The organism is Klebsiella sp. WOUb02 (assembly GCF_050058015.1).
GTDB lineage: Bacteria > Pseudomonadota > Gammaproteobacteria > Enterobacterales > Enterobacteriaceae > Klebsiella.
The window spans coordinates 24,812-46,203 of sequence record NZ_CP170105.1 but is presented as its reverse complement, the minus strand read 5'-3'; the positions used below and the strand labels follow the sequence as shown (position 1 = coordinate 46,203).

At 56.2% G+C, this 21,392-nt stretch carries 14 protein-coding genes, 2 rRNA genes and 1 pseudogene; 10 read left to right on the top strand and 7 right to left on the bottom strand.

All coding sequences use genetic code 11. The features are described 5' to 3' along the window. Positions 1-233 precede the first annotated feature (233 nt). Positions 234-1,853: an L-aspartate oxidase gene (nadB, locus tag ABOC21_RS00770; protein WP_426811954.1), complete on the top strand. Its 1,620-nt coding sequence runs from the start codon at positions 234-236 to the stop codon at positions 1,851-1,853. On the opposite strand, the gene trmN is transcribed toward nadB, so the two are convergent. Continuing rightward, complete coding sequence (gene trmN, locus ABOC21_RS00765) at positions 1,838-2,575, bottom strand: tRNA(1)(Val) (adenine(37)-N(6))-methyltransferase TrmN (RefSeq protein ID WP_241783179.1); 738 nt, start codon at positions 2,573-2,575, stop codon at positions 1,838-1,840. The two genes, nadB and trmN, sit on opposite strands and share 16 nt — an antisense overlap. Positions 2,576-2,705: 130 nt before the next feature. Between trmN and srmB the strand changes: the two genes are divergently transcribed. Next, positions 2,706-4,037, top strand: coding sequence for an ATP-dependent RNA helicase SrmB (gene srmB, locus ABOC21_RS00760; RefSeq protein WP_426811953.1), 1,332 nt, complete (start codon positions 2,706-2,708; stop codon positions 4,035-4,037). Between the two features lie 117 nt (positions 4,038-4,154). After that, positions 4,155-4,874: a GntR family transcriptional regulator gene (locus ABOC21_RS00755; RefSeq protein WP_426811952.1), complete on the top strand. Its 720-nt coding sequence runs from the start codon at positions 4,155-4,157 to the stop codon at positions 4,872-4,874. Here ABOC21_RS00755 and ABOC21_RS00750 read toward each other — a convergent pair whose 3' ends face one another. Then, positions 4,875-6,074 carry an enolase C-terminal domain-like protein gene (locus ABOC21_RS00750; RefSeq protein WP_426811951.1) on the bottom strand — a complete coding sequence of 400 codons (1,200 nt, stop codon included), beginning with the start codon at positions 6,072-6,074 and terminating at the stop codon, positions 4,875-4,877. Positions 6,075-6,347: 273 nt separating this feature from the next. Between ABOC21_RS00750 and ABOC21_RS00745 the strand changes: the two genes are divergently transcribed. After that, complete coding sequence (locus ABOC21_RS00745) at positions 6,348-7,712, top strand: PTS transporter subunit EIIC (RefSeq protein WP_426811950.1); 1,365 nt, start codon at positions 6,348-6,350, stop codon at positions 7,710-7,712. Positions 7,713-7,766: 54 nt separating this feature from the next. On the opposite strand, the gene grcA is transcribed toward ABOC21_RS00745, so the two are convergent. After that, positions 7,767-8,150, bottom strand: a complete 384-nt coding sequence (gene grcA / locus ABOC21_RS00740) for an autonomous glycyl radical cofactor GrcA (RefSeq protein WP_426811949.1) — start codon at positions 8,148-8,150, stop codon at positions 7,767-7,769. A 316-nt stretch (positions 8,151-8,466) separates the two neighbouring features. On the opposite strand from grcA, the gene ung reads away from it, so the two are divergent. Beyond that, on the top strand, positions 8,467-9,156 hold the full coding sequence (gene ung / locus ABOC21_RS00735; protein ID WP_426811948.1) for a uracil-DNA glycosylase: 690 nt from the start codon (positions 8,467-8,469) through the stop codon (positions 9,154-9,156). 50 nt (positions 9,157-9,206) lie between these two features. Here ung and ABOC21_RS00730 read toward each other — a convergent pair whose 3' ends face one another. Then, complete coding sequence (locus ABOC21_RS00730) at positions 9,207-10,292, bottom strand: tRNA/rRNA methyltransferase (protein ID WP_426811947.1); 1,086 nt, start codon at positions 10,290-10,292, stop codon at positions 9,207-9,209. 203 nt (positions 10,293-10,495) lie between these two features. On the opposite strand from ABOC21_RS00730, the gene trxC reads away from it, so the two are divergent. The 5 genes and pseudogenes from trxC (at position 10,496) to ABOC21_RS00705 (ending at position 16,220) form a co-directional block, all read left to right on the top strand. Then, positions 10,496-10,921, top strand: coding sequence for a thioredoxin TrxC (gene trxC / locus ABOC21_RS00725; protein WP_426811946.1), 426 nt, complete (start codon positions 10,496-10,498; stop codon positions 10,919-10,921). A gap of 69 nt (positions 10,922-10,990) precedes the next feature. Next, positions 10,991-11,689, top strand: coding sequence for a tRNA-uridine aminocarboxypropyltransferase (tapT, locus tag ABOC21_RS00720; protein ID WP_426811945.1), 699 nt, complete (start codon positions 10,991-10,993; stop codon positions 11,687-11,689). A 35-nt stretch (positions 11,690-11,724) separates the two neighbouring features. Then, positions 11,725-14,385 (top strand): annotated as a pseudogene (locus ABOC21_RS00715) (bifunctional acetate--CoA ligase family protein/GNAT family N-acetyltransferase). 114 nt (positions 14,386-14,499) lie between these two features. Next, positions 14,500-15,855 (top strand): CDP-diacylglycerol--serine O-phosphatidyltransferase, encoded by a 1,356-nt coding sequence (gene pssA, locus ABOC21_RS00710; protein WP_426812008.1) that lies wholly within the window; start codon positions 14,500-14,502, stop codon positions 15,853-15,855. Between the two features lie 41 nt (positions 15,856-15,896). Continuing rightward, entirely contained in the window at positions 15,897-16,220 is a 324-nt protein-coding gene (locus ABOC21_RS00705) for a YfiM family lipoprotein (RefSeq protein WP_426811944.1), read from the top strand. A gap of 3 nt (positions 16,221-16,223) precedes the next feature. Here the strand turns inward: ABOC21_RS00705 and ABOC21_RS00700 are convergent, their stop codons facing one another. From ABOC21_RS00700 to ABOC21_RS00690, 3 genes are all read right to left on the bottom strand, one after another. After that, a complete protein-coding gene (locus tag ABOC21_RS00700) occupies positions 16,224-17,522 on the bottom strand; it encodes an MFS transporter (protein WP_426812007.1) in 1,299 nt (432 codons plus the stop codon). A 659-nt stretch (positions 17,523-18,181) separates the two neighbouring features. Next, positions 18,182-18,297 (bottom strand): 5S ribosomal RNA (gene rrf / locus ABOC21_RS00695). Between the two features lie 91 nt (positions 18,298-18,388). Further along, a 23S ribosomal RNA gene (locus ABOC21_RS00690) occupies positions 18,389-21,296 on the bottom strand. Positions 21,297-21,392 lie beyond the last annotated feature (96 nt).

The window sequence follows — 21,392 nt, the reverse complement described above, 5'->3', positions numbered from 1 at the left end:
AAGATGATGAGGAAAAAGCGTAAGGTCCGCGAGAAGGGTAACGTAACACGGTTTATATTTCACTATAAAATCTGAAGCTAACGATCTGCTTCGCAAATATTTTCTTTCGTTTTGCTCCCGCCGGTTTGGCGCCGTATGTTTAGTTACCACAACAAACGGTAAAAAAAATGTACGATTTATCACGACCTGGTGCTATTGTGGCGCAATTGTGTTTAGTAAATTAAACAAAGGCCATGAATACAACTCCTGAGTTCTCCTGTGATGTATTGATTATTGGCAGCGGCGCTGCCGGTTTGTCGCTTGCCTTGCGTTTAGCGGAGCACAGTTCGGTCACCGTCCTGAGCAAAGGCCCGATCAGCGAAGGCTCCACCCTCTATGCGCAGGGCGGCATCGCCGCCGTCTTTGATGAAACGGACAGCATCGAATCTCACGTGGAGGATACGCTGATCGCCGGAGCGGGCCTTTGCGATCGTCACGCCGTCTCCTTCGTGGCGAGTAACGCCAAACCCTGCGTGCAGTGGCTTATCGATCAGGGGGTGCTGTTCGATACCCAGGTCCAGGCCAACGGCGAGGAGAGCTATCACCTGACGCGTGAAGGCGGCCACAGCCATCGCCGCATTCTCCATGCCGCCGACGCCACCGGTAAAGCCGTGGAAACCACCCTGGTCAGCCAGGCGCTGTCGCACCCCAATATCCGCGTGCTCGAACGCAGCAATGCCGTCGATCTGATTATTTCCGACAAGATTGGCCTGCCCGGCGATCGTCGGGTCGTCGGGGCGTGGATCTGGAACCGTAATAAAGAAAAGGTTGAGACCTGGGGGGCGAAAGCCGTTGTTCTGGCAACCGGCGGCGCGGCCAAGGTGTATCAATACACCACGAACCCGGACGTGTCGTCCGGCGACGGCATCGCGATGGCCTGGCGGGCGGGCTGTCGCGTCGCCAATCTTGAGTTCAATCAGTTCCACCCTACCGCGCTGTACCATCCGCAGGCGCGCAATTTTCTGCTGACCGAAGCGCTGCGCGGCGAAGGCGCCCATCTGAAGCGTCCGGACGGTTCGCGCTTTATGCCCGATTTTGACGACCGCGGCGAGCTGGCGCCGCGCGACGTCGTCGCCCGCGCCATCGACCATGAAATGAAGCGTCTCGGCGTTGACTGCATGTATCTGGATATCAGCCATAAGCCCGAAGCCTTTATCCGTCAGCACTTCCCGATGATTTACGAGAAGCTGCTCGGTCTCGGTATCGACCTGACGAAAGAGCCGGTTCCCATCGTGCCGGCGGCGCATTACACCTGCGGCGGAGTGATGGTTGACGATAACGGTCGGACCGATGTCGAGGGGCTGTATGCTATCGGCGAAGTCAGCTACACCGGGCTCCACGGCGCCAATCGCATGGCATCCAACTCGCTGCTCGAATGTCTGGTCTACGGCTGGTCGGCCGCCGAAGATATTCGGCGCACCATACCCCGGGTCCAGGCGGTTACCGACCTGCCGGCCTGGGATGAGAGCCAGGTTGAAATCCCCGATGAGCTGGTGGTTATCCAGCACAACTGGCACGAGCTGCGCCTGCTGATGTGGGACTACGTCGGGATTGTGCGCACGACCCGTCGCCTGGAGCGCGCCCTGCGGCGCGTTACCATGCTGCAGCAGGAGCTCGACGAATACTATGCCCGCTTCCGCGTCTCCAACAACCTGCTGGAGCTGCGTAACCTGGTGCAGGTTGCCGAGCTGATTGTCCGCTGCGCGATGCTGCGTAAAGAGAGCCGCGGCCTGCACTATACGCTGGACTACCCGGATCTGCTGCCGGACAGCGGACCGTCGGTTCTCGCGCCGGAAACTCACATAAAGAGATAGAAGTCCTGGGTCAGCGCGGTAAACCCTTCGGAGTATTGCTGCTCTGGCCCACGGATAATCAGCCTGTCGCTGAAGCACTCCCCCGCCGTCGGCGAGAAGGCAAGAAGCACCCGATGCGGCGCGCGCATTTCCGTTTCCGCCACGTCGGTGCGTAAACGCAGATGCCACCCCATCGTTTGCGCGCGCCGGGCAAAGGCATCGCCAATATCCACCGGCAGCACCACGCAGAAAAAGCCCTCTTCTGTGATACACTCCGCGGCGCAGCTTAATAGCGTCGCGTGATCGAGCGTGGTCGTATATCGCGCCTGTTCGCGCTGCGATGTTGCGCAGGGCACGCCTTCAGCAAAAAAGGGCGGATTGCTGACAATCAGCTCATAGCGTCGGGTTTGCGGCGGCTGCCACCGCTGAATATCGGCTTGATGCACCTCGATGCGGGCGGGCCAGGGAGAAGCAGCGGCGTTTTCCCGCGCCTGCTCTGCCGCATCTTCGTCCAGCTCAACCGCATCCAGAGCCACCTGCTCCCCGGTACGCTGGGCCAGCATCAGGGCCAGCAGGCCGCTGCCGGTACCGATATCCAGCACGTGCTTAACCTGGGCAATCGGCGCCCACGCGCCGAGCAAAATGCCGTCGGTGCCCACTTTCATTGCGCAGCGGTCGTGAGCGACAAAGAATTGTTTAAACGTAAAACCATTGCGCGGCAGCGCAAACTTCGACTGAGACATCCTGACAACCTTGCGGGCGAAAACTCCTGAGCTTAAGGCTATGCACAATACCGGAGAACAGATAGCCTTACAAACAGATGAACATTGCGCCCGTAACGTCTATAATCGTCGGCCCACTCAGAGGTAGATAATGACTGTAACGACTTTTTCCGAACTTGAACTCGACGAAAACCTGCTGGAAGCCCTCCAGGATAAAGGTTTCACACGCCCGACAGCCATTCAGGCCGCCGCTATTCCGCCTGCGCTCGATGGCCGTGATATTCTCGGTTCAGCCCCGACCGGCACCGGTAAAACAGCGGCGTATCTGCTGCCAGCGTTGCAGCACCTGCTTGATTTCCCGCGCAAGAAGTCAGGGCCTCCGCGTATTCTGATCCTGACGCCGACCCGCGAGCTGGCGATGCAGGTTGCTGACCATGCGCGCGAGCTGGCAGCGCACACCCATCTCGATATCGCCACCATTACCGGCGGCGTCGCGTTTATGAACCACGCGGAAGTGTTCAGCGAAAACCAGGATATCGTGGTCGCCACCACCGGCCGTCTGCTGCAGTATATTAAAGAAGAAAACTTCGACTGCCGCGCCGTAGAAACGCTGATCCTCGATGAAGCAGACCGGATGCTGGATTTGGGCTTCGCGCAGGATATCGAACATATTGCCGGTGAAACCCGCTGGCGTAAGCAGACCATGCTGTTCTCCGCGACCCTCGAAGGCGATGCCATCAAAGATTTTGCCGAGCGTCTGCTGGAAGAGCCGGTGGAAGTCTCCGCCTCCCCTTCCACCCGCGAGCGCAAGAAAATCCATCAGTGGTACTACCGCGCCGATGACGTTAAGCATAAAACCGCGCTGCTGATCAACCTGCTGCAGCAGCCGGACGCCACCCGTTCGATCGTCTTTGTGCGTAAGCGCGAGCGCGTTCACGAGCTGGCATCCTGGCTGCGCGAAGCCGGTATCAACACCTGCTGGCTGGAAGGCGAAATGGTGCAGGCCAAGCGTAACGAAGCGATTAAGCGCATGACCGATGGCCGCATGAACGTGCTGATTGCCACCGACGTCGCCGCGCGCGGGATCGATATCCCGGACGTCAGCCACGTCTTTAACTTCGATATGCCGCGCACCGCGGATACCTACCTGCACCGTATCGGTCGCACCGGCCGCGCCGGCAAGAAAGGCGTGGCGATTTCTCTGGTTGAAGCCCATGACCACCTGCTGCTGGGCAAGATTGGTCGCTACATCGACGAGCCGCTGAAGGCGCGCGTTATCGACGAACTGCGCCCATCCACCCGCGCGCCGAGCGAGAAGCAAACCGGCAAACCGTCTAAGAAAGTGCTGGCCAAACGCGCAGAGAAGAAAAAAGAAGAAAAAGAAAAGCCGCGCGTGAAGAAACGTCACCGCGATGCTAAAAATATCGGCAAACGTCGTAAGCCGAGCGGCAGCGGCAACGATACGCCGCAGCAGTCCAGCTAAGAGTAAAAGAGCGCCGGGATATCCCGGCGTTTCTGCATTTACGCCCGCGGGCGACAGCGCCGCGGGGAGCGACAGGCAGCGTTACCCTGTGGGCCGCTGAGTGAGGAATGCGTCATCATGAAAAAAAAAGATTTCGTCACCCAGGATCTGCTCAGCAAAATCTACCAGCATAATGACCCCGGCCCCCGCAAGCTCCCGCCTGAACGCCGGCTGGCGGAGGAGTACGGCGTCTCACGGTTTACCATCCGTCAGGCGCTGGAAAAACTCGCCGACATCGGCGTCATACGCATCGTCCAGGGCTCAGGGATTTGGATAAACGAGCGGATGAGCAACAACCCGCTGGTCTATAACTCCATCACCGAAAAACGCTTCGATCGGATGCGCTATCGGACAATCAGCCTGCATAAAAAGCGCCCCGACCGCGAGGAGCGGCAGATTTTCGGCATAACGGATGAGGAGTTTATCTGGCAATTTTGCCGCCTGCGCTTCGTTGATGACGTAGCGGTGCAGATTGAGATTTCGCGGATGCCGGCCGCCGCCTTTGCCGATCTTAGCCGGGAGGTTATCGAGCGCTCGCTGCAGCAGTACGTACTGGCCAAGGGCTATCAAATTTCACATTTGCTCACCACCTATCAGGCGGTGAGCGTCAGCCGGGAACAGGCCGCCCTGCTGGGCTGCAAAAAAGGCATTCCGGCCATGCATATTAACAATCGGGGCATTCTCGACGGCGGGCAGGTGTATGAAATCAGCGATATTATCGATATCAACTACTCCTGCACCTACGTTATTCCGCACAATCGCGACAGCTTAACCTTCCGCCAGGCCCCCTCGGACTAATTATGGCGTATGGATCGTGCCGTCGGGCAGGCGGCTCTGCGTCCATTCGTGCGGACGATAGACAACCGGATACGTCTGCGCCAGCTGTTGGTTAAAGCCGACGCCAATCCCTGGCGCCGTTGGTGGATAGATAAACCCGTTATTGACCCCGGGCGCGCCGGGGAATACCGCATCAGTAGCGGCAGAACGCGGGATAAACTCCTGGATTGCGGCGTTATTGAGGTAGATATTCAGGTGGGTATTGACCGCAACCCCAATCGGCGTCATATCTCCGGGCCCGTGCCACGCCACGCGCACGCCGAACGCCTGACAGAGCACCGCCAGCTTCAGGGCCGGCGTAATCCCGCCAATCTGCGAAACATGGCAGCGGATAAAATCAATCTGCCGCTTAACAATCAGGTCGTGCCATTCAGCCGGATTATTAAATAGCTCCCCCATCGCGAGCGGAATCGCGCTTTGCTGGCGGATCTGCGCCAGCCATGCGCTCTGCTGCGGCGCTAAAATATCCTCAATAAACCATGGCTGATAGGGCTCGAGCTGCTTCGCCAGCTGCAGCGCCTGCTGCGGGAAGAGCCGTTCGTGGACGTCATGAAGGATATGAAAACGGTGCCCGTAGCGCGCTCTCAGCAGCCGGAACATCTCCACCGTATTCCTGATGTACTCATCCTGGTCGTAATAGGCGCCCGGCGTCGGGTTCTCCGGCGTATGCATCGCCTGCGCAGTGCCGCCGTAAAAACCGAGCTGGCAGCGGATGTGGCGGTAGCCCTCCTCCAATAGACGCTCAACGGATATGAACAGCTCTTCCGGCGTCTCACCGCTGGCATGGGTGTAAGCCGGGATAGCGTCACGCGATTTGCCGCCAAAAAGCTGGTACAGCGGCATTCCCGCCAGCTGGGCTTTGATATCCCACAGCGCCATATCAACGCCGGCAATGGCGTTATTCATTACCGGCCCGTTTCGCCAGTAGGCGTTGACGTTCATCATCTGCCAGAGGTCTTCGATATTGTTCGCATCGCGGCCAAGCAGCAGCGGCTTGAGGTACTCATCAACCATCGTTTTAACCGCCAGCGGGCGCTGCTGGAAAGTCGCACAACCGTGGCCGACGGTACCTTTGTCGGTGGTCACGCGCACCGCGACCAGGTTATGGCGATCGGGACGGGTGATAAAACACTCAATATCGGTAATTAGCGTAGCGTTCACGGCAAGGCTCCCTGCGGCAAAAATAAAAGGTGATGCCAATTATCTTCGCCCTATTTATTACGCAAGGTAAACCTTTTTATTTAATAAAATTTTGGTTCGCAAAACGGATTTAATTTCGATAAAAACCGAACCAATTTAGATAAATTACGCTAAAACCATCCATAACAACGGCAATTTGTGACTGAGTTCATATTTTATTGGTTTGTTTTTATAAATCGGCTTACTTACCATTTCACGACGTAAACAGCACAACACATTGCTTCAGGAGCCGGTATGGAGACGCAAGATGCAATCAGCAGAATTATTTTACTGATTGGCGGAAAAGAAAATATAAATAACGTCTGGCACTGTATGACCCGATTACGCTTTGATTTAATTGATGATAACAAAGTAGAAAAAGAAGAGATTAAGAAACTGCCCGGCGTGCTCGGCGCGCAGATGCAGAGCGATCAGTTTCAAATCATCATCGGGCCGAAGGTCAATAGCTGGTATGAACGCCTGCTCGCGGCATTAGGTACCGTCGGCGAAGAGGCCGCCGAAAAACCCCGCCAGCGGAAGGGACCGGTGTCGCTGTTTATGGATACCGTATCGGGCGTTTTTGGCCCAATCGTGCCGGCCATTGCCGGCGCCGGGATGATAAAGGGCCTGCTGGCCGGACTGATCGCGCTGAAGGCGGTGCCGCAAAATAGCGACACCGTTATGATCATCGACCTTATCGCCAGCGGCGTATTCTATTTTCTGCCCTTTTTCCTTGCCGTCTCGGCGGCAAAGATCTTTAAGACCAACGAGTATCTGGCCGTCGCCGTTGCCGCCTGCCTGATGTACCCAACCCTGATTGACGCCGCGAAGGCGCTGGCGGCCCATCACGAGGGAGCGGCTTCCGCGCTGTGGCTGCTAAACGCCGTTCCCATCCCCGTATTCAACTACGCCTCCAGCGTGATCCCGGTTATTTTCTCCGTGCTGGCGCTGAAATATATCCACGCCTGGGTCGATCGCATTATGCCCGAAGTGCTGAAAACCGTGTTCACGCCGACGCTGGCGCTATTTCTCGGCGCGCTGGCGGCGCTGGTGATTATTGGTCCGGTTGGCATTTGGCTTGGCAAAGCGCTGGCGTGGTTTATTGAAGGCCTGTTCGGCATATCCGCCGGTTTTGCCGGGCTGGTTGTGGGCGCTATCCGCCCGGTCGCGATCCTGACGGGGATGCATCATGCGATGACGCCCATTGCCCTGCAGAACTTCAGCGATCGCGGTTACGACATGCTAATGCCGATGATGTTTATGGCCAATATGTCGATAGCGGGCGCCACCTTTGCTATCTGGCGCGTGAGTAAAGACCGCCAGGAGCGTACGGTCACGCTGTCCGCGGCAGTTTCCGCGCTGCTGGGGATCACCGAGCCCGCGCTGTTTGGCGTCTTAACGCGCTATAAAAAAGCGTTTATCGCGGCCACCGTCGCCAGCTCGCTGGCTTCGGCCTTTATCGCTTTCTTCGGCGTGCGGCTGTATGGCTATATTTTATCGAGCATTTTTAGCCTGCCGGCTTATATTGGTCCCTACTTTATCTTTGCGCTGTCGGGCGTGGCGATCGCCCTAATAGCGTCGTTCACACTCACCACGCTGCTGGTGAGGCGGGAACGCTAGACTGAGATAATAAAAAACCCCCGGCTCAATTGAACCGGGGGTTTTAGCTAACGCTTACAGACTTTCGGTGAAAGTACGCGCAATAACGTCGCGCTGCTGCTCTGGCGTCAGGGAGTTAAAGCGCACCGCATAGCCTGACACGCGGATGGTCAGCTGCGGGTATTTTTCCGGATGTTCAACCGCATCCAGCAGCGTTTCACGACGCAGGACGTTCACGTTCAGGTGCTGACCCCCTTCAACGCGGACTTCCGGTTTAACATCGAGCGGGATCTCACGGTATTCGATTTCGCCGAGCTTGCTCACCGCAACCACATCATCTTCAGCAAAACCGCCTTTTGCACACAGGCAACGCGCTTCACCTTTTTCGCTATCCAGCAGCCAGAAAGAGTTCAGCAGGTCGTCGTTTGCCGCTTTAGTAATTTGGATACCTGTAATCATGTGATGCCTCCCTTAGGCAATATTTATTCGTGCCGTTGGCCGTTCATGGCCAATTGGTAAAACCATTGTTGTATGAGTGTATATATATCAGCCGAACACCCGGCATTCCTTGACCCAAATCAACAAAAACCACTAATTAAAAGTGGGTATGAAAGGATATTATTGTTTTACATCAAGTTACGCCATGGCGTTCGCCAAAAAAAATTGTAAATTTTCAACTATTTTTGCAGAAAAAACGTCAGCAAAACGGCGCCGATTTTGTTATGCAGAAAGAAGCAGTTAAGCTATAGCAATACCCCTTTTGCAGGAGAGCAGGATGACCACCCCACTGACCTGGCACGACGTGCTGGCGGATGAGAAGCAACAGCCCTATTTTGTGAATACCCTGAAAACCGTCGTCGAAGAGCGCCGCTCGGGCATCACCATTTATCCGCCGCAAAAAGATATCTTCAACGCCTTTCGCTATACCGAAATTGGCGACGTAAAGGTGGTTATCCTCGGGCAGGATCCCTATCACGGGCCGGGACAGGCGCACGGTCTGGCCTTTTCAGTGCTGCCGGGTATCCAGACTCCGCCGTCGCTGTTGAATATGTATAAAGAGCTGGAGGGGACCGTTGCAGGCTTCAGCCGCCCCGCGCACGGGTATCTCGAAAGCTGGGCGCGCCAGGGCGTACTGCTGCTCAACACGGTGTTAACGGTACGCGCAGGGCAGGCGCATTCTCATGCCAGCCTTGGCTGGGAAACCTTTACCGATAAGGTTATCGCGCTGATCAACGAGCATCGGGAAGGGGTTGTATTTTTACTCTGGGGCGCGCATGCGCAGAAGAAAGGCGCCATCATCGACCGCCAGCGCCACTGCGTGCTGAAGGCGCCGCATCCCTCCCCGCTCTCCGCCCATCGCGGTTTTTTCGGCAGCAATCATTTTGTCAAGGCTAACCAGTGGCTGGCCGAACGCGGCGAAGCGCCAATTGACTGGATGCCGACTTTACCAGCCGCGGAGGCGTAAATACAAAAATGCCAGCATCACGCTGGCATTTTTTTCAGGCTGGTCGGGCATCAGGCCTTGTTCTGGCGCCACCATTCGGCCAGCAGAACGCCGGTCGCGACCGAGACGTTCAGGCTTTCGACGTTGCCGGTACCTTCGATAGCCACGTTCAGATCCGCGCTGGAGATCGCTGCATCGGACAGGCCATCACGTTCCTGGCCTAACGCCAGCACCATTTTCTTCGGCAGCTCGGCTTTGTAGAGCGGCGTCCCGTTGTGGCTGGAGGTAGAAACTATCGCATAGCCCGCCGCGCGGAACTGCTCCAGCGTATCGAGGAAGCTATCGCCGGTAATCGGCTCTACGTGCTCGGCGCCGCCCTCTGCGGTACGGATGGCCGCACCGGACTCCAGCATGCCGGCATCCTGAACCACTACGCCCTTGACGCCAAAGTGGGCGCAGCTGCGCATGATGGCGCCAAGATTGTGCGGGTTGCCAACGTCTTCAAGCGCCAGGACGCAGTCTTCCGCATCGGCCTTAGCGACCCACTGCGCAACGGAAGTCCCGTTACGTTTCTTAATCAGGAAGCAGACTCCGCCGTGGTGCTCGGTGCCGGATGCTTTCGCCAGCTCGGCTTCGTCAACCACGTGATAGGCTTTACGGTTGGCCGCCATCCAGCGCAGGGCTTCTTTAAAGCGCGGGGTAACGCTCTGCACGAACCAGGCGCGAACGATCGCGTCCGGACGGCTCTGGAAAAGCGCCTGGCAGGCGTTTTCGCCGTACACGCGGGTCTCTTCCGCGCGCTGGCGACGCAGCACTTCAGGATCGATAAAACTTTTACCGCTGATCCCGCCGTGATCCGGTTTTGCTGCGGCTTCATCATTCGGAGCACGTGAAACGGTACGCCACGGGGAACCCCCATCACGATCGACATCATCGCGTTTACGATCGTCACGTTTGCGGTCGTCACGTTTGCGGTCGTCGCCGCGGCTGTTTCTTTCATCGCGGGCAGGGCGGCTGCGGCCGTCAACACGAGATTTTCCTGGGCGCCCTCCCCCTTTCCCGGTACGCGGGTTATGGGTGCGTCTGTCAGAATCATCATCACTGCGGACATACATAACTTTGACCTTGCCGCTTTTATTTTTCAGTTCGTCGCTCATCAATTTTCTCCACCTGCGCTGCGCGAAGCGCGCAGATTAACCGATGTATCACCGCTTCGCCATTATTTCGTTTAAAAGATGGGGTCTATCGTATTCATCGAACAAAACGCATTGTTGTTTAACGGTGCCTAATCGATAATATGTAACATTACAGATACAAATCGGCCACGTGCCGCGCTGCAACCCATAACCAGAGGTTAGTTATGAATACCGTTTGTGCCAGTTGTCAGGCTCTCAACCACATCCCCGACGATCGTAGCTCCGATGGCGCTAAGTGTGGACGCTGCGGCCACGATCTTTTTGACGGCGACGTCATCAACGCGACCGGGGCAATGCTGGATAAACTGCTGAAGGACGATCTGCCGGTTGTAGTCGATTTCTGGGCCCCGTGGTGCGGCCCCTGCCGTAATTTCGCCCCGATCTTTGAAGACGTTGCGGAAGAACGCAGCGGCCAAATGCGCTTCGTGAAGGTCAATACCGAAGCTGAACGCGAGCTGAGCGCGCGTTTTCGCATCCGCAGCATTCCGACCATTATGATGTTTAAAAACGGCGAAGTCATCGACATGCTGAACGGAGCGGTACCCAAAGCGCCGTTCGACAGCTGGCTTAACGAAGCCAATCAGCAGTAAACCTAACGGGGCGCGCTTGTGCCCCGTTTTCTCCTCTGCGACAATAGCGTTTTCTTTTAGTGACCCCCCATGATTGATAACGCCGTTCTTCGCCTGCGTGCCGAACGTCTCGCACGCGCGACCCGTCCTTTTCTTGCTCGCGGTAACCGCATCCATCGCTGCCAACGCTGTCTACTGCCGTTGAAGCAGTGCCTGTGCGCAACCCTCGCGCCCGCGGCAGCGGCCAGCCGTTTTTGCCTGGTGATGTTCGATACTGAACCGATGAAGCCAAGCAACACCGGGCGCCTTATCGCCGATATTCTGCCGGACACCGAGGCGTTTCAGTGGTCGCGAACCGAGCCGCCGCAGGCGCTGCTCGATCTGGTCGCCCATCCTGGCTATCAGCCAATGGTCGTTTTCCCGGCGTCGTATGCCGGAGCGGAACGCGAGGTGCTGAGCTCGCCGCCTGCGGGCAAGCCGCCGCTGTTTATCATGCTCGACGGCACCTGGACCGAAGCGCGGAAAATGTTCCGCAAGAGCCCATACCTTGACGCGCTGCCGGTTATTTCCGTCGATCTTTCGCGTATTTCGGCCTATCGCCTGAGAGAGGCCCACGCGGAGGGGCAATACTGTACGGCGGAAGTGGCCATTGCCCTGCTGGATCTCGCCGGAGACACAAAGGCCGCGGCAGCGCTCGGCGATCACTTTAGCCTGTTCAGAAGCCGCTACCTGGCAGGAAAGACGCAGCATAAGGGCAGTATCACAGCACAAGAGGCGGAAAACGTTTAAAATCATCCGGTCACTGGGGATCAAAGGAGACCGGTATGAGCCAACGAGGCCTGGAAGCATTATTGCGGCCAAAATCGATCGCCGTCATTGGCGCATCAATGAAACCGCAGCGAGCCGGTTATCTGATGATGCGCAACCTGCTGGCCGGGGGCTTCAACGGCCCGGTCCTGCCGGTCACTCCGGCGTGGAAAGCCGTTCAGGGCGTGCTGGCCTGGCCGACTATCGATAGCCTGCCGTTTACTCCCGATCTTGCCGTACTCTGCACCAACGCCCGGCGAAACCTTGAGCTGCTTGAAGCGCTGGGGCAAAAGGGCTGCAAGACCTGCATTATCCTCTCCTCGCCGCCAGAGCAGTACCCGGCGCTGCTTGAGCGTGCCGCCCGCTATCAGATGCGCCTGCTGGGCCCCAATAGCCTCGGGCTGCTGGCTCCCTGGCAAGGGCTGAATGCCAGCTTTTCGCCGGTGCCGATTCGTCGGGGCAAGCTGGCGTTCATCTCCCAGTCCGCGGCGGTGTCGAATACGATTCTTGACTGGGCGCAGCAGCGCGAGATGGGCTTCTCATACTTTATTGCGCTAGGCGACAGCCTCGATATCGACGTTGACGATCTGCTCGATTTCCTCGCCCACGATAGCAAAACCAGCGCCATTCTGCTCTACCTCGAACACCTCAGCGACGCCCGCCGTTTTGTTTCCGCGGCCCGGAGCGCATCGCGCAATAAGCCGATCCTGGTGATTAAAAGCGGACGCAGCCCGGCGGCGCAAAAGCTGCTGCACGTCAACTCGGGGATGGACCCGGCCTGGGACGCCGCGATTCAGCGCGCGGGTCTGCTGCGGGTACAGGATACCCATGAACTCTTCTCCGCCGTTGAGACGCTGAGCCATATGCGCCCGCTGCGCGGCGAGAAATTAATGATTATCAGCAACGGCGCGGCTCCTGCAGCGCTGGCGCTGGACGAACTTTGGCTGCGCAATGGCAAACTCGCGTCGCTAAGCGACGAGACCGGCGACAGGCTGCGTCAGGCGCTGCCGGGAAGTATCGACATCGCTAACCCGCTGGATCTGCGCGACGATGCCAGCAGCGAGCACTATCTCAAGGCGCTCAACGTGCTGCTGGATAGCCAGGATTACGATGCCCTGCTGGTCATTCACTCGCCGAGCGCGGCCGCGCCGGGAACCGAAAGCGCGCTGGCGCTGATTGACGCCTTAAAAAACCATCCGCGCGGCAAGTACGTTACGGTGCTGACGAACTGGTGCGGCGAATACTCTTCTCAGGAGGCGCGACGCCTGTTTAGCGATGCGGGGCTGCCCACCTACCGAACGCCGGAAGGCACGATTACCGCGTTTATGCATATGGTGGAATATCGGCGTAACCAGAAGCAGCCTGCGGGAGACGCCGGTGCTCTCGGATATGGTCACGGCTAATACTGCAGAAGCCCATACGCTGCTGCAGCAGGCCATAACCGAAGGCGCAACCACCCTGGATACCCATGAAGTCAGCCCCGTGCTGCACGCCTACGGTATCCATACTCTACCGACGTGGATTGCCGCCGACAGCGCCGAGGCGGTGCACATCGCCGAGCAAATTGGCTACCCGGTCGCGCTGAAGCTGCGCTCCCCGGATATCCCGCACAAGTCGGAAGTACAGGGCGTGATGCTCTATCTGCGTACCGCCGCCGAAGTACAGCAGGCGGCGGATGCTATTTTTGACCGGGTCAAAATGGCCTGGCCGCGGGCGCGCATTCATGGCCTGCTGGTACAGAGCATGGCGAATCGCGCCGGAGCGCAGGAGCTGCGGGTGGTCGTTGAACAGGATCCGGTTTTCGGCCCGCTGATTATGCTGGGTGAAGGCGGCGTCGAATGGCGCGCGGAGGATCAGGCCGCCGTCGCCCTGCCGCCGCTCAACATGAACCTTGCCCGCTATCTGGTGATCCAGGCGATCAAAAGCAAAAAGGTCCGTGGCCGCAGCGCCCTGCGTCCGCTGGACATCTCCGGCTTAAGCCGAGCTGCTGGTTCAGGTGTCGAACCTTATCGTCGACTGCCCGGAGATCCAGCGGCTGGACATTCACCCTCTGCTGGCGTCCGGCAGCGAGTTTACCGCGCTCGACGTGACGCTAGGCCTTGCCCCGTTCACCGGCGATAGCGAAAGCCGGCTGGCAATACGCCCCTATCCCCAGCAGCAGGAGGAGTGGGTAGTGTTGAAAAATGGCGAACGCTGCCTGTTCCGCCCGATTCTGCCCGAGGATGAACCGCAGACTGCTGGCCTTTATTGCGCAGGTAACTAAAGAAGATCTCTATTACCGCTACTTCAGCGAGATCAATGAATTTACCCACGATGATTTAGCCAATATGACGCAGATCGACTACGATCGAGAAATGGCCTTTGTTGCCGTACGCGCGACCGCGGAAGGAGACGAAATCCTCGGCGTCACGCGCGCGATTTCCGATCCCGATAATATTGATGCGGAATTCGCCGTCCTGGTACGCTCTGATTTGAAGGGTTTAGGTTTGGGGCGCCGGCTGTTGGAGAAGCTGATTACCTATACGCAAAACCACGGCCTGCAGCGGTTGAACGGAATCACGATGCCCAATAACCGGGGCATGATCGGCCTTGCCAGGAAGCTGGGGTTTAAGGTGGATATTCAGCTGGAAGACGGGATTGTCAGTCTGTCCCTGCAATTCCCGGCGCAACAATCATAAACTGGCGGCCGCAATTGTTGAGCACATTCGCGGGTAGTAATGTTATTATTGCCCGCTTACGTCATCTGCATGGTACAGAAGACCCTTCAATAAACAGAGAAGAAACGCACTGTGATGTTGTCAAAATTTAAGCGCAATAAACATCAACAACACCTTGCCCAACTCCCTAAGCTTTCTCAGTCAGTTGATGATATCGAGTTCTTTTACGCTCCCGCAGATTTTCGGCAAGCGTTACTGGCAAAGATAGCTCACGCCACCCAGCGTATTTGCATTATTGCGCTCTATCTTGAGCAAGATGATGGCGGCAAAGGAATTCTGCAGGCACTCTATGACGCCAAACGCCAGCGTCCAGAATTAGATGTTCGCATCCTGGTTGACTGGCACCGAGCCCAACGCGGGCGCATTGGCGCCGCGGCGGCCAACACCAACGCCGACTGGTACTGCCGCATGGCGCAGGAAAATCCCGGCGTTGACATTCCAGTTTACGGCGTGCCGGTGAATACCCGCGAGGCGCTCGGCGTACTGCATTTTAAAGGTTTCATCGTGGATGACTGCGTGCTTTACAGCGGCGCCAGCCTGAATGATGTTTACCTTCATCAGCATGACAAATATCGCTACGACCGCTACCAGTGCATTCGCAACGGCAAAATGGCCGACGTGATGTTCGATTGGGTTGAGCATAATCTGGTCGAGGGCCGCGGCGTGAACCGCCTCGACAGACCCGATCGCCCAAAAAGTCCGGAAATTAAAAATGATATCCGTCAGTACCGCCAGGAACTGCGGGACAGCGGCTATCGTTATGTCGGCGATGCTGACGACGATCGGCTGTCGGTGACGCCACTGGTCGGCCTCGGTAAATCAAGCCTGCTCAACAAAACCATCTTCCATCTGATGCCCTGCGCTGAGCGGAAGCTGACTATCTGCACGCCGTACTTTAACCTTCCGGCCCTGCTGGTGCGCAATATCATCCAGCTACTGCGCAGCGGGAAGACGGTAGAGATCATCGTCGGCGATAAGACGGCGAACGACTTCTATATTCCGGAAGATCAGCCGTTTAAGATTATCGGCGCACTCCCCTATCTGTATGAAATCAACCTCCGCCGTTTCCTGAGCCGGCTGCAGTACTACGTCAACACCGATCAGCTGATTGTCCGTTTGTGGAAAGATGACGATAACAGCTATCATCTGAAAGGCATGTGGGTTGATGACGAATGGATGCTGCTGACCGGCAATAATCTTAATCCGCGCGCCTGGCGCCTGGATCTGGAAAATGCCATTCTTATTCACGACCCGCAGCACCAGCTTAGCGTGATGCGTGAAAAAGAGCTGCACCTGATTCGCCAGCATACGACGGTGGTGAAACACTATCGCGACCTGCAAAGCATCGCCGATTATCCGGTAAAAGTGCGTAAGCTGATTCGCCGTTTAAGGCGCATCCGTATCGACCGGCTTATCAGCCGTATTCTCTGAATTGCAGCCCCGCTTCGCCGGGGCTTTTTTATGGGATCGTTATGCGTACAGTTATCATCATCGCTCCTCTGCTGCTGACCGGCTGTAGCCATATGGCCAATGATTCATGGCGTGGTCAGGATAAGGCCCAGCACTTTCTCGCCTCCGCCATGCTCTCTGCAGCGGGTAATGAGTATGCTCAGCATCAGGGTTACAGCCGCGATCGCAGCGCCGCCATCGGCTTTATGTTTTCGGTCAGCCTGGGCGCGTCGAAGGAGCTGTGGGATAGCAGCCCGGCGGGGAGCGGCTGGAGCTGGAAAGATTTTGCCTGGGACGTGGCCGGCGCCACTACCGGCTATGCGGTGTGGCAGCTGGCACATCAGTAATATCTACAGACGTAATCCCTTGCCTTTACGGTGCAGCATCAGCGAAACGAAGAAAGCCAACGCGCCCAGGAAGGTGACATACCAGTAAAACGCGTGCTCTGCTCCGACTGATTTTAACAACAACGCGACGTATTCAGCCGAGCCGCCGAACAGCGCATTGGCGACCGCATAGGATAAACCAACGCCTAGCGCGCGTACCTGAGCCGGGAACATCTCAGCCTTCAAAATACCGCTGATCGAGGTGTAAAAACTCACGATCAGCAAGGCGCACATAACCAGGGCGAACGCGGCATATGGCGAACTCACACTTTGCAGTGCGCTCAGAATCGGTACGGTAAAGAGGGTCACGAGCGCGCCAAAACAGATCATTGAGGTTCGCCGGCCAATCCTGTCCGATAATGCGCCAAATAGCGGCTGAGCCAGCATATAGAAAAACAGAGCGGCGGTCATAATCATGCTGGCCGTGCTGGCGCTCATCCCTGCCGTATTGACGAGGTATTTCTGCATATAGGTCGTAAAGGTATAAAAGCTTAGCGAGCCGGCGGCGGTAAAGCCCAGCACCATCATGAACGCCCGGCGATTACGCCATAATCCTTTAAAGGACCCCGCTTCTTTTAGCGCTCGGGTCTCCTGCTGCGAAGTTTCATCCAGCTGGCGCCGAAGCCATAGCGCCACGACCGCCAGTACCGCTCCCAGCGCAAAAGGAATACGCCATCCCCAGGCGTGCAGCTGTTCATCGCTGAGAACCTGCTGCAGCGCCACGACGACCAGCACCGCCAGCAGCTGCCCGCCGATTAGGGTTACGTACTGGAAGGATGCGTAGAAACCTTTCTTCCCCTCAACGGCAACTTCACTCATATAGGTTGCGCTGGTTCCGTATTCACCGCCGACCGAGATGCCCTGGAAGAGGCGGGCCAGTAGCAGGAGTACAGGGGCCCATGTGCCGATCGTCGCGTAGCCCGGCAGACAGGCAATGACCAACGACCCCATGCACATCATGCACACCGAGATAAGCATCGAAGTTTTGCGGCCGCGGCGATCGGCAATACGGCCAAATAGCCATCCGCCAATTGGCCGCATCAGAAAGCCGGCGGCAAACACGCCTGCGGTTTGTAGTAGCTGGGTAGTGGTGTTTCCTGAGGGGAAGAAGATATGCGCAAAATAGAGGGAGCAGAATGAGTAGACATAAAAATCAAACCATTCGACCAAATTTCCCGAAGATGCTCCAACAATTGCCCATATGCGACGGCGGGTATCGGCGTGCTTCAGCGAGCCCCGTTCGTTAATACTACTTTCTACCATTGTCATTCTGCTCCAGCAAAGACTGCAATCTGTCTCGTCGGGTGTACCACGTCACTTAGACAAATCAATTAGTAAAACAAATGTTATATAATTGTTATATTTTTATATGTGACTTAACTCACATTTATTTTCGTCATGCGGCTATTCGGAATGAACGCGAAAGCAGGAGTGGGGATAGAGTGAAATATGGTGATGAGGCGGCGACGGTAGGCTTTTATGTTGCAGCTGCCGGTGGAATAGAGCCATGATCTCGGAGGGCGGCGGCCGCTCCGGGCGGTGTCCGGCCGTTTTTCCTGAACCGCAGACAACAAAAAAACCCCATGCCTGCGCATGAGGTTTTTCTGTTTGTCTGATGCCCGGCAGTTGTATGTCGGGCTTCCTGCCCGCCACCCTCCGGGCAGCACTCCGTGCTGTGCAAATTCGTTCCCGACGAATTTGTCCTCCTCAGGAGAGCGCTTACCGACAAACAACAAATAAAACGAAAGGCTCAGTCTTTCGACTGAGCCTTTCGTTTTATTTGATGCCTGGCAGTTTATGAATCACTTTGTGATTCACCCTTCGGGCCGTTGCTTCGCAACGTTCAAAAGCATTCGCTTTTGTCCTACTCTCTGTCGAGTAGTGAACTGCCTCAAAGGTCAGTGCCATACTGCTAATTTGATGCCTGGCAGTTCCCTACTCTCACATGGGGAGACCCCACACTACCATCGGCGCTACGGCGTTTCACTTCTGAGTTCGGCATGGGGTCAGGTGGGACCACCGCGCTACTGCCGCCAGGCAAATTCTGTTTACCAACACGCCACAAGGCCTGTCAGCTAATCTGTATCAAGCTGATTATTCGTCTCACGCCAAAACAGCTTCGGCGTTGTAAGGTTAAGCCTCACGGTTCATTAGTATCGGTTAGCTCAACGTATCGCTACGCTTACACACCCGACCTATCAACGTCGTCGTCTTCAACGTTCCTTCAGGACTCTCAGGGAGTCAGGGAGAACTCATCTCGGGGCAAGTTTCGTGCTTAGATGCTTTCAGCACTTATCTTTTCCGCATTTAGCTACCGGGCAATGCCATTGGCATGACAACCCGAACACCAGTGATGCGTCCACTCCGGTCCTCTCGTACTAGGAGCAGCCCCCCTCAATTCTCCAGCGCCCACGGCAGATAGGGACCGAACTGTCTCACGACGTTCTAAACCCAGCTCGCGTACCACTTTAAACGGCGAACAGCCGTACCCTTGGGACCTACTTCAGCCCCAGGATGTGATGAGCCGACATCGAGGTGCCAAACACCGCCGTCGATATGAACTCTTGGGCGGTATCAGCCTGTTATCCCCGGAGTACCTTTTATCCGTTGAGCGATGGCCCTTCCATTCAGAACCACCGGATCACTATGACCTGCTTTCGCACCTGCTCGCGCCGTCACGCTCGCAGTCAAGCTAGCTTATGCCATTGCACTAACCTCCTGATGTCCGACCAGGATTAGCTAACCTTCGTGCTCCTCCGTTACTCTTTGGGAGGAGACCGCCCCAGTCAAACTACCCACCAGACACTGTCCGCAACCCCGATCAGGGGCCCACGTTAGAACACCAGCCATTAAAGGGTGGTATTTCAAGGATGGCTCCATGCAGACTGGCGTCCACACTTCAAAGCCTCCCACCTATCCTACACATCAAGGACCAGTGTTCAGTGTCAAGCTATAGTAAAGGTTCACGGGGTCTTTCCGTCTTGCCGCGGGTACACTGCATCTTCACAGCGAGTTCAATTTCACTGAGTCTCGGGTGGAGACAGCCTGGCCATCATTACGCCATTCGTGCAGGTCGGAACTTACCCGACAAGGAATTTCGCTACCTTAGGACCGTTATAGTTACGGCCGCCGTTTACCGGGGCTTCGATCAAGAGCTTCTCCCTAAGGATAACCCCATCAATTAACCTTCCGGCACCGGGCAGGCGTCACACCGTATACGTCCACTTTCGTGTTTGCACAGTGCTGTGTTTTTAATAAACAGTTGCAGCCAGCTGGTATCTTCGACTGACTTCAGCTCCACGAGCAAGTCGCTTCACTTACCATCAGCGTGCCTTCTCCCGAAGTTACGGCACCATTTTGCCTAGTTCCTTCACCCGAGTTCTCTCAAGCGCCTTGGTATTCTCTACCTGACCACCTGTGTCGGTTTGGGGTACGATTCGTTGTTACCTGATGCTTAGAGGCTTTTCCTGGAAGCAGGGCATTTGTTACTTCAGCACCGTAGTGCCTCGTCATCACACCTCAGCGTTAAAAAGGTTCCGGATTTACCTGGAACCTCCGCCTACATGCTTAAACCGGGACAACCGTCGCCCGGCTAACATAGCCTTCTCCGTCCCCCCTTCGCAGTAACACCGAGTACAGGAATATTAACCTGTTTCCCATCGACTACGCCTTTCGGCCTCGCCTTAGGGGTCGACTCACCCTGCCCCGATTAACGTTGGACAGGAACCCTTGGTCTTCCGGCGAGCGGGCTTTTCACCCGCTTTATCGTTACTTATGTCAGCATTCGCACTTCTGATACCTCCAGCAACCCTCACAGGCCACCTTCAACGGCTTACAGAACGCTCCCCTACCCAACAACGCATAAGCGTCGCTGCCGCAGCTTCGGTGCATGGTTTAGCCCCGTTACATCTTCCGCGCAGGCCGACTCGACCAGTGAGCTATTACGCTTTCTTTAAATGATGGCTGCTTCTAAGCCAACATCCTGGCTGTCTGGGCCTTCCCACATCGTTTCCCACTTAACCATGACTTTGGGACCTTAGCTGGCGGTCTGGGTTGTTTCCCTCTTCACGACGGACGTTAGCACCCGCCGTGTGTCTCCCGTGATAACATTCTTCGGTATTCGTAGTTTGCATCGGGTTGGTAAGTCGGGATGACCCCCTAGCCGAAACAGTGCTCTACCCCCGAAGATGAGTTCACGAGGCGCTACCTAAATAGCTTTCGGGGAGAACCAGCTATCTCCCGGTTTGATTGGCCTTTCACCCCCAGCCACAAGTCATCCGCTAATTTTTCAACATTAGTCGGTTCGGTCCTCCAGTTAGTGTTACCCAACCTTCAACCTGCCCATGGCTAGATCACCGGGTTTCGGGTCTATACCCTGCAACTTAACGCCCAGTTAAGACTCGGTTTCCCTGCGGCTCCCCTATACGGTTAACCTTGCTACAGAATATAAGTCGCTGACCCATTATACAAAAGGTACGCAGTCACACCCCGAAGGGTGCTCCCACTGCTTGTACGTACACGGTTTCAGGTTCTTTTTCACTCCCCTCGCCGGGGTTCTTTTCGCCTTTCCCTCACGGTACTGGTTCACTATCGGTCAGTCAGGAGTATTTAGCCTTGGAGGATGGTCCCCCCATATTCAGACAGGATACCACGTGTCCCGCCCTACTCTTCGAACTCACAGAATGTGCATTTTAGTGTACGGGAGTATCACCCTGTACCCTGCGACTTTCCAGACGCTTCCACTAACACACAAACTGATTCAGGTTCTGGGCTGCTCCCCGTTCGCTCGCCGCTACTGGGGGAATCTCGGTTGATTTCTTTTCCTCGGGGTACTTAGATGTTTCAGTTCCCCCGGTTCGCTTCGTTAAGCTATGTATTCACTTAACGATAGTGTGTCGAAACACACTGGGTTTCCCCATTCGGAAATCGCCGGTTATAACGGTTCATATCACCTTACCGACGCTTATCGCAGATTAGCACGTCCTTCATCGCCTCTGACTGCCAGGGCATCCACCGTGTACGCTTAGTCGCTTAACCTCACAACCCGAAGCTGTTTCGTAAAACAGTCCGCGTTGCGAAAATTTGAGAGACTCGAACACACCATTTTTCCTTTCTTATTACGGAGAAAGGAAA

What these genes read in the sequence shown, in the direction of transcription:
- pssA (WP_426812008.1), top strand. Translation starts at nt 14,500, where the DNA reads ATGTTGTCAAAATTTAAGCGCAATAAACATCAACAACACCTTGCCCAA.
- trxC (WP_426811946.1), top strand. Translation starts at nt 10,496, where the DNA reads ATGAATACCGTTTGTGCCAGTTGTCAGGCTCTCAACCACATCCCCGAC.
- ABOC21_RS00745 (WP_426811950.1), top strand. Translation starts at nt 6,348, where the DNA reads ATGGAGACGCAAGATGCAATCAGCAGAATTATTTTACTGATTGGCGGA.
- ABOC21_RS00700 (WP_426812007.1), bottom strand. Translation starts at nt 17,522, where the DNA reads ATGGTAGAAAGTAGTATTAACGAACGGGGCTCGCTGAAGCACGCCGAT.
- grcA (WP_426811949.1), bottom strand. Translation starts at nt 8,150, where the DNA reads ATGATTACAGGTATCCAAATTACTAAAGCGGCAAACGACGACCTGCTG.
- nadB (WP_426811954.1), top strand. Translation starts at nt 234, where the DNA reads ATGAATACAACTCCTGAGTTCTCCTGTGATGTATTGATTATTGGCAGC.
- ung (WP_426811948.1), top strand. Translation starts at nt 8,467, where the DNA reads ATGACCACCCCACTGACCTGGCACGACGTGCTGGCGGATGAGAAGCAA.
- ABOC21_RS00730 (WP_426811947.1), bottom strand. Translation starts at nt 10,292, where the DNA reads ATGAGCGACGAACTGAAAAATAAAAGCGGCAAGGTCAAAGTTATGTAT.
- srmB (WP_426811953.1), top strand. Translation starts at nt 2,706, where the DNA reads ATGACTGTAACGACTTTTTCCGAACTTGAACTCGACGAAAACCTGCTG.
- ABOC21_RS00705 (WP_426811944.1), top strand. Translation starts at nt 15,897, where the DNA reads ATGCGTACAGTTATCATCATCGCTCCTCTGCTGCTGACCGGCTGTAGC.
- trmN (WP_241783179.1), bottom strand. Translation starts at nt 2,575, where the DNA reads ATGTCTCAGTCGAAGTTTGCGCTGCCGCGCAATGGTTTTACGTTTAAA.
- tapT (WP_426811945.1), top strand. Translation starts at nt 10,991, where the DNA reads ATGATTGATAACGCCGTTCTTCGCCTGCGTGCCGAACGTCTCGCACGC.
- ABOC21_RS00755 (WP_426811952.1), top strand. Translation starts at nt 4,155, where the DNA reads ATGAAAAAAAAAGATTTCGTCACCCAGGATCTGCTCAGCAAAATCTAC.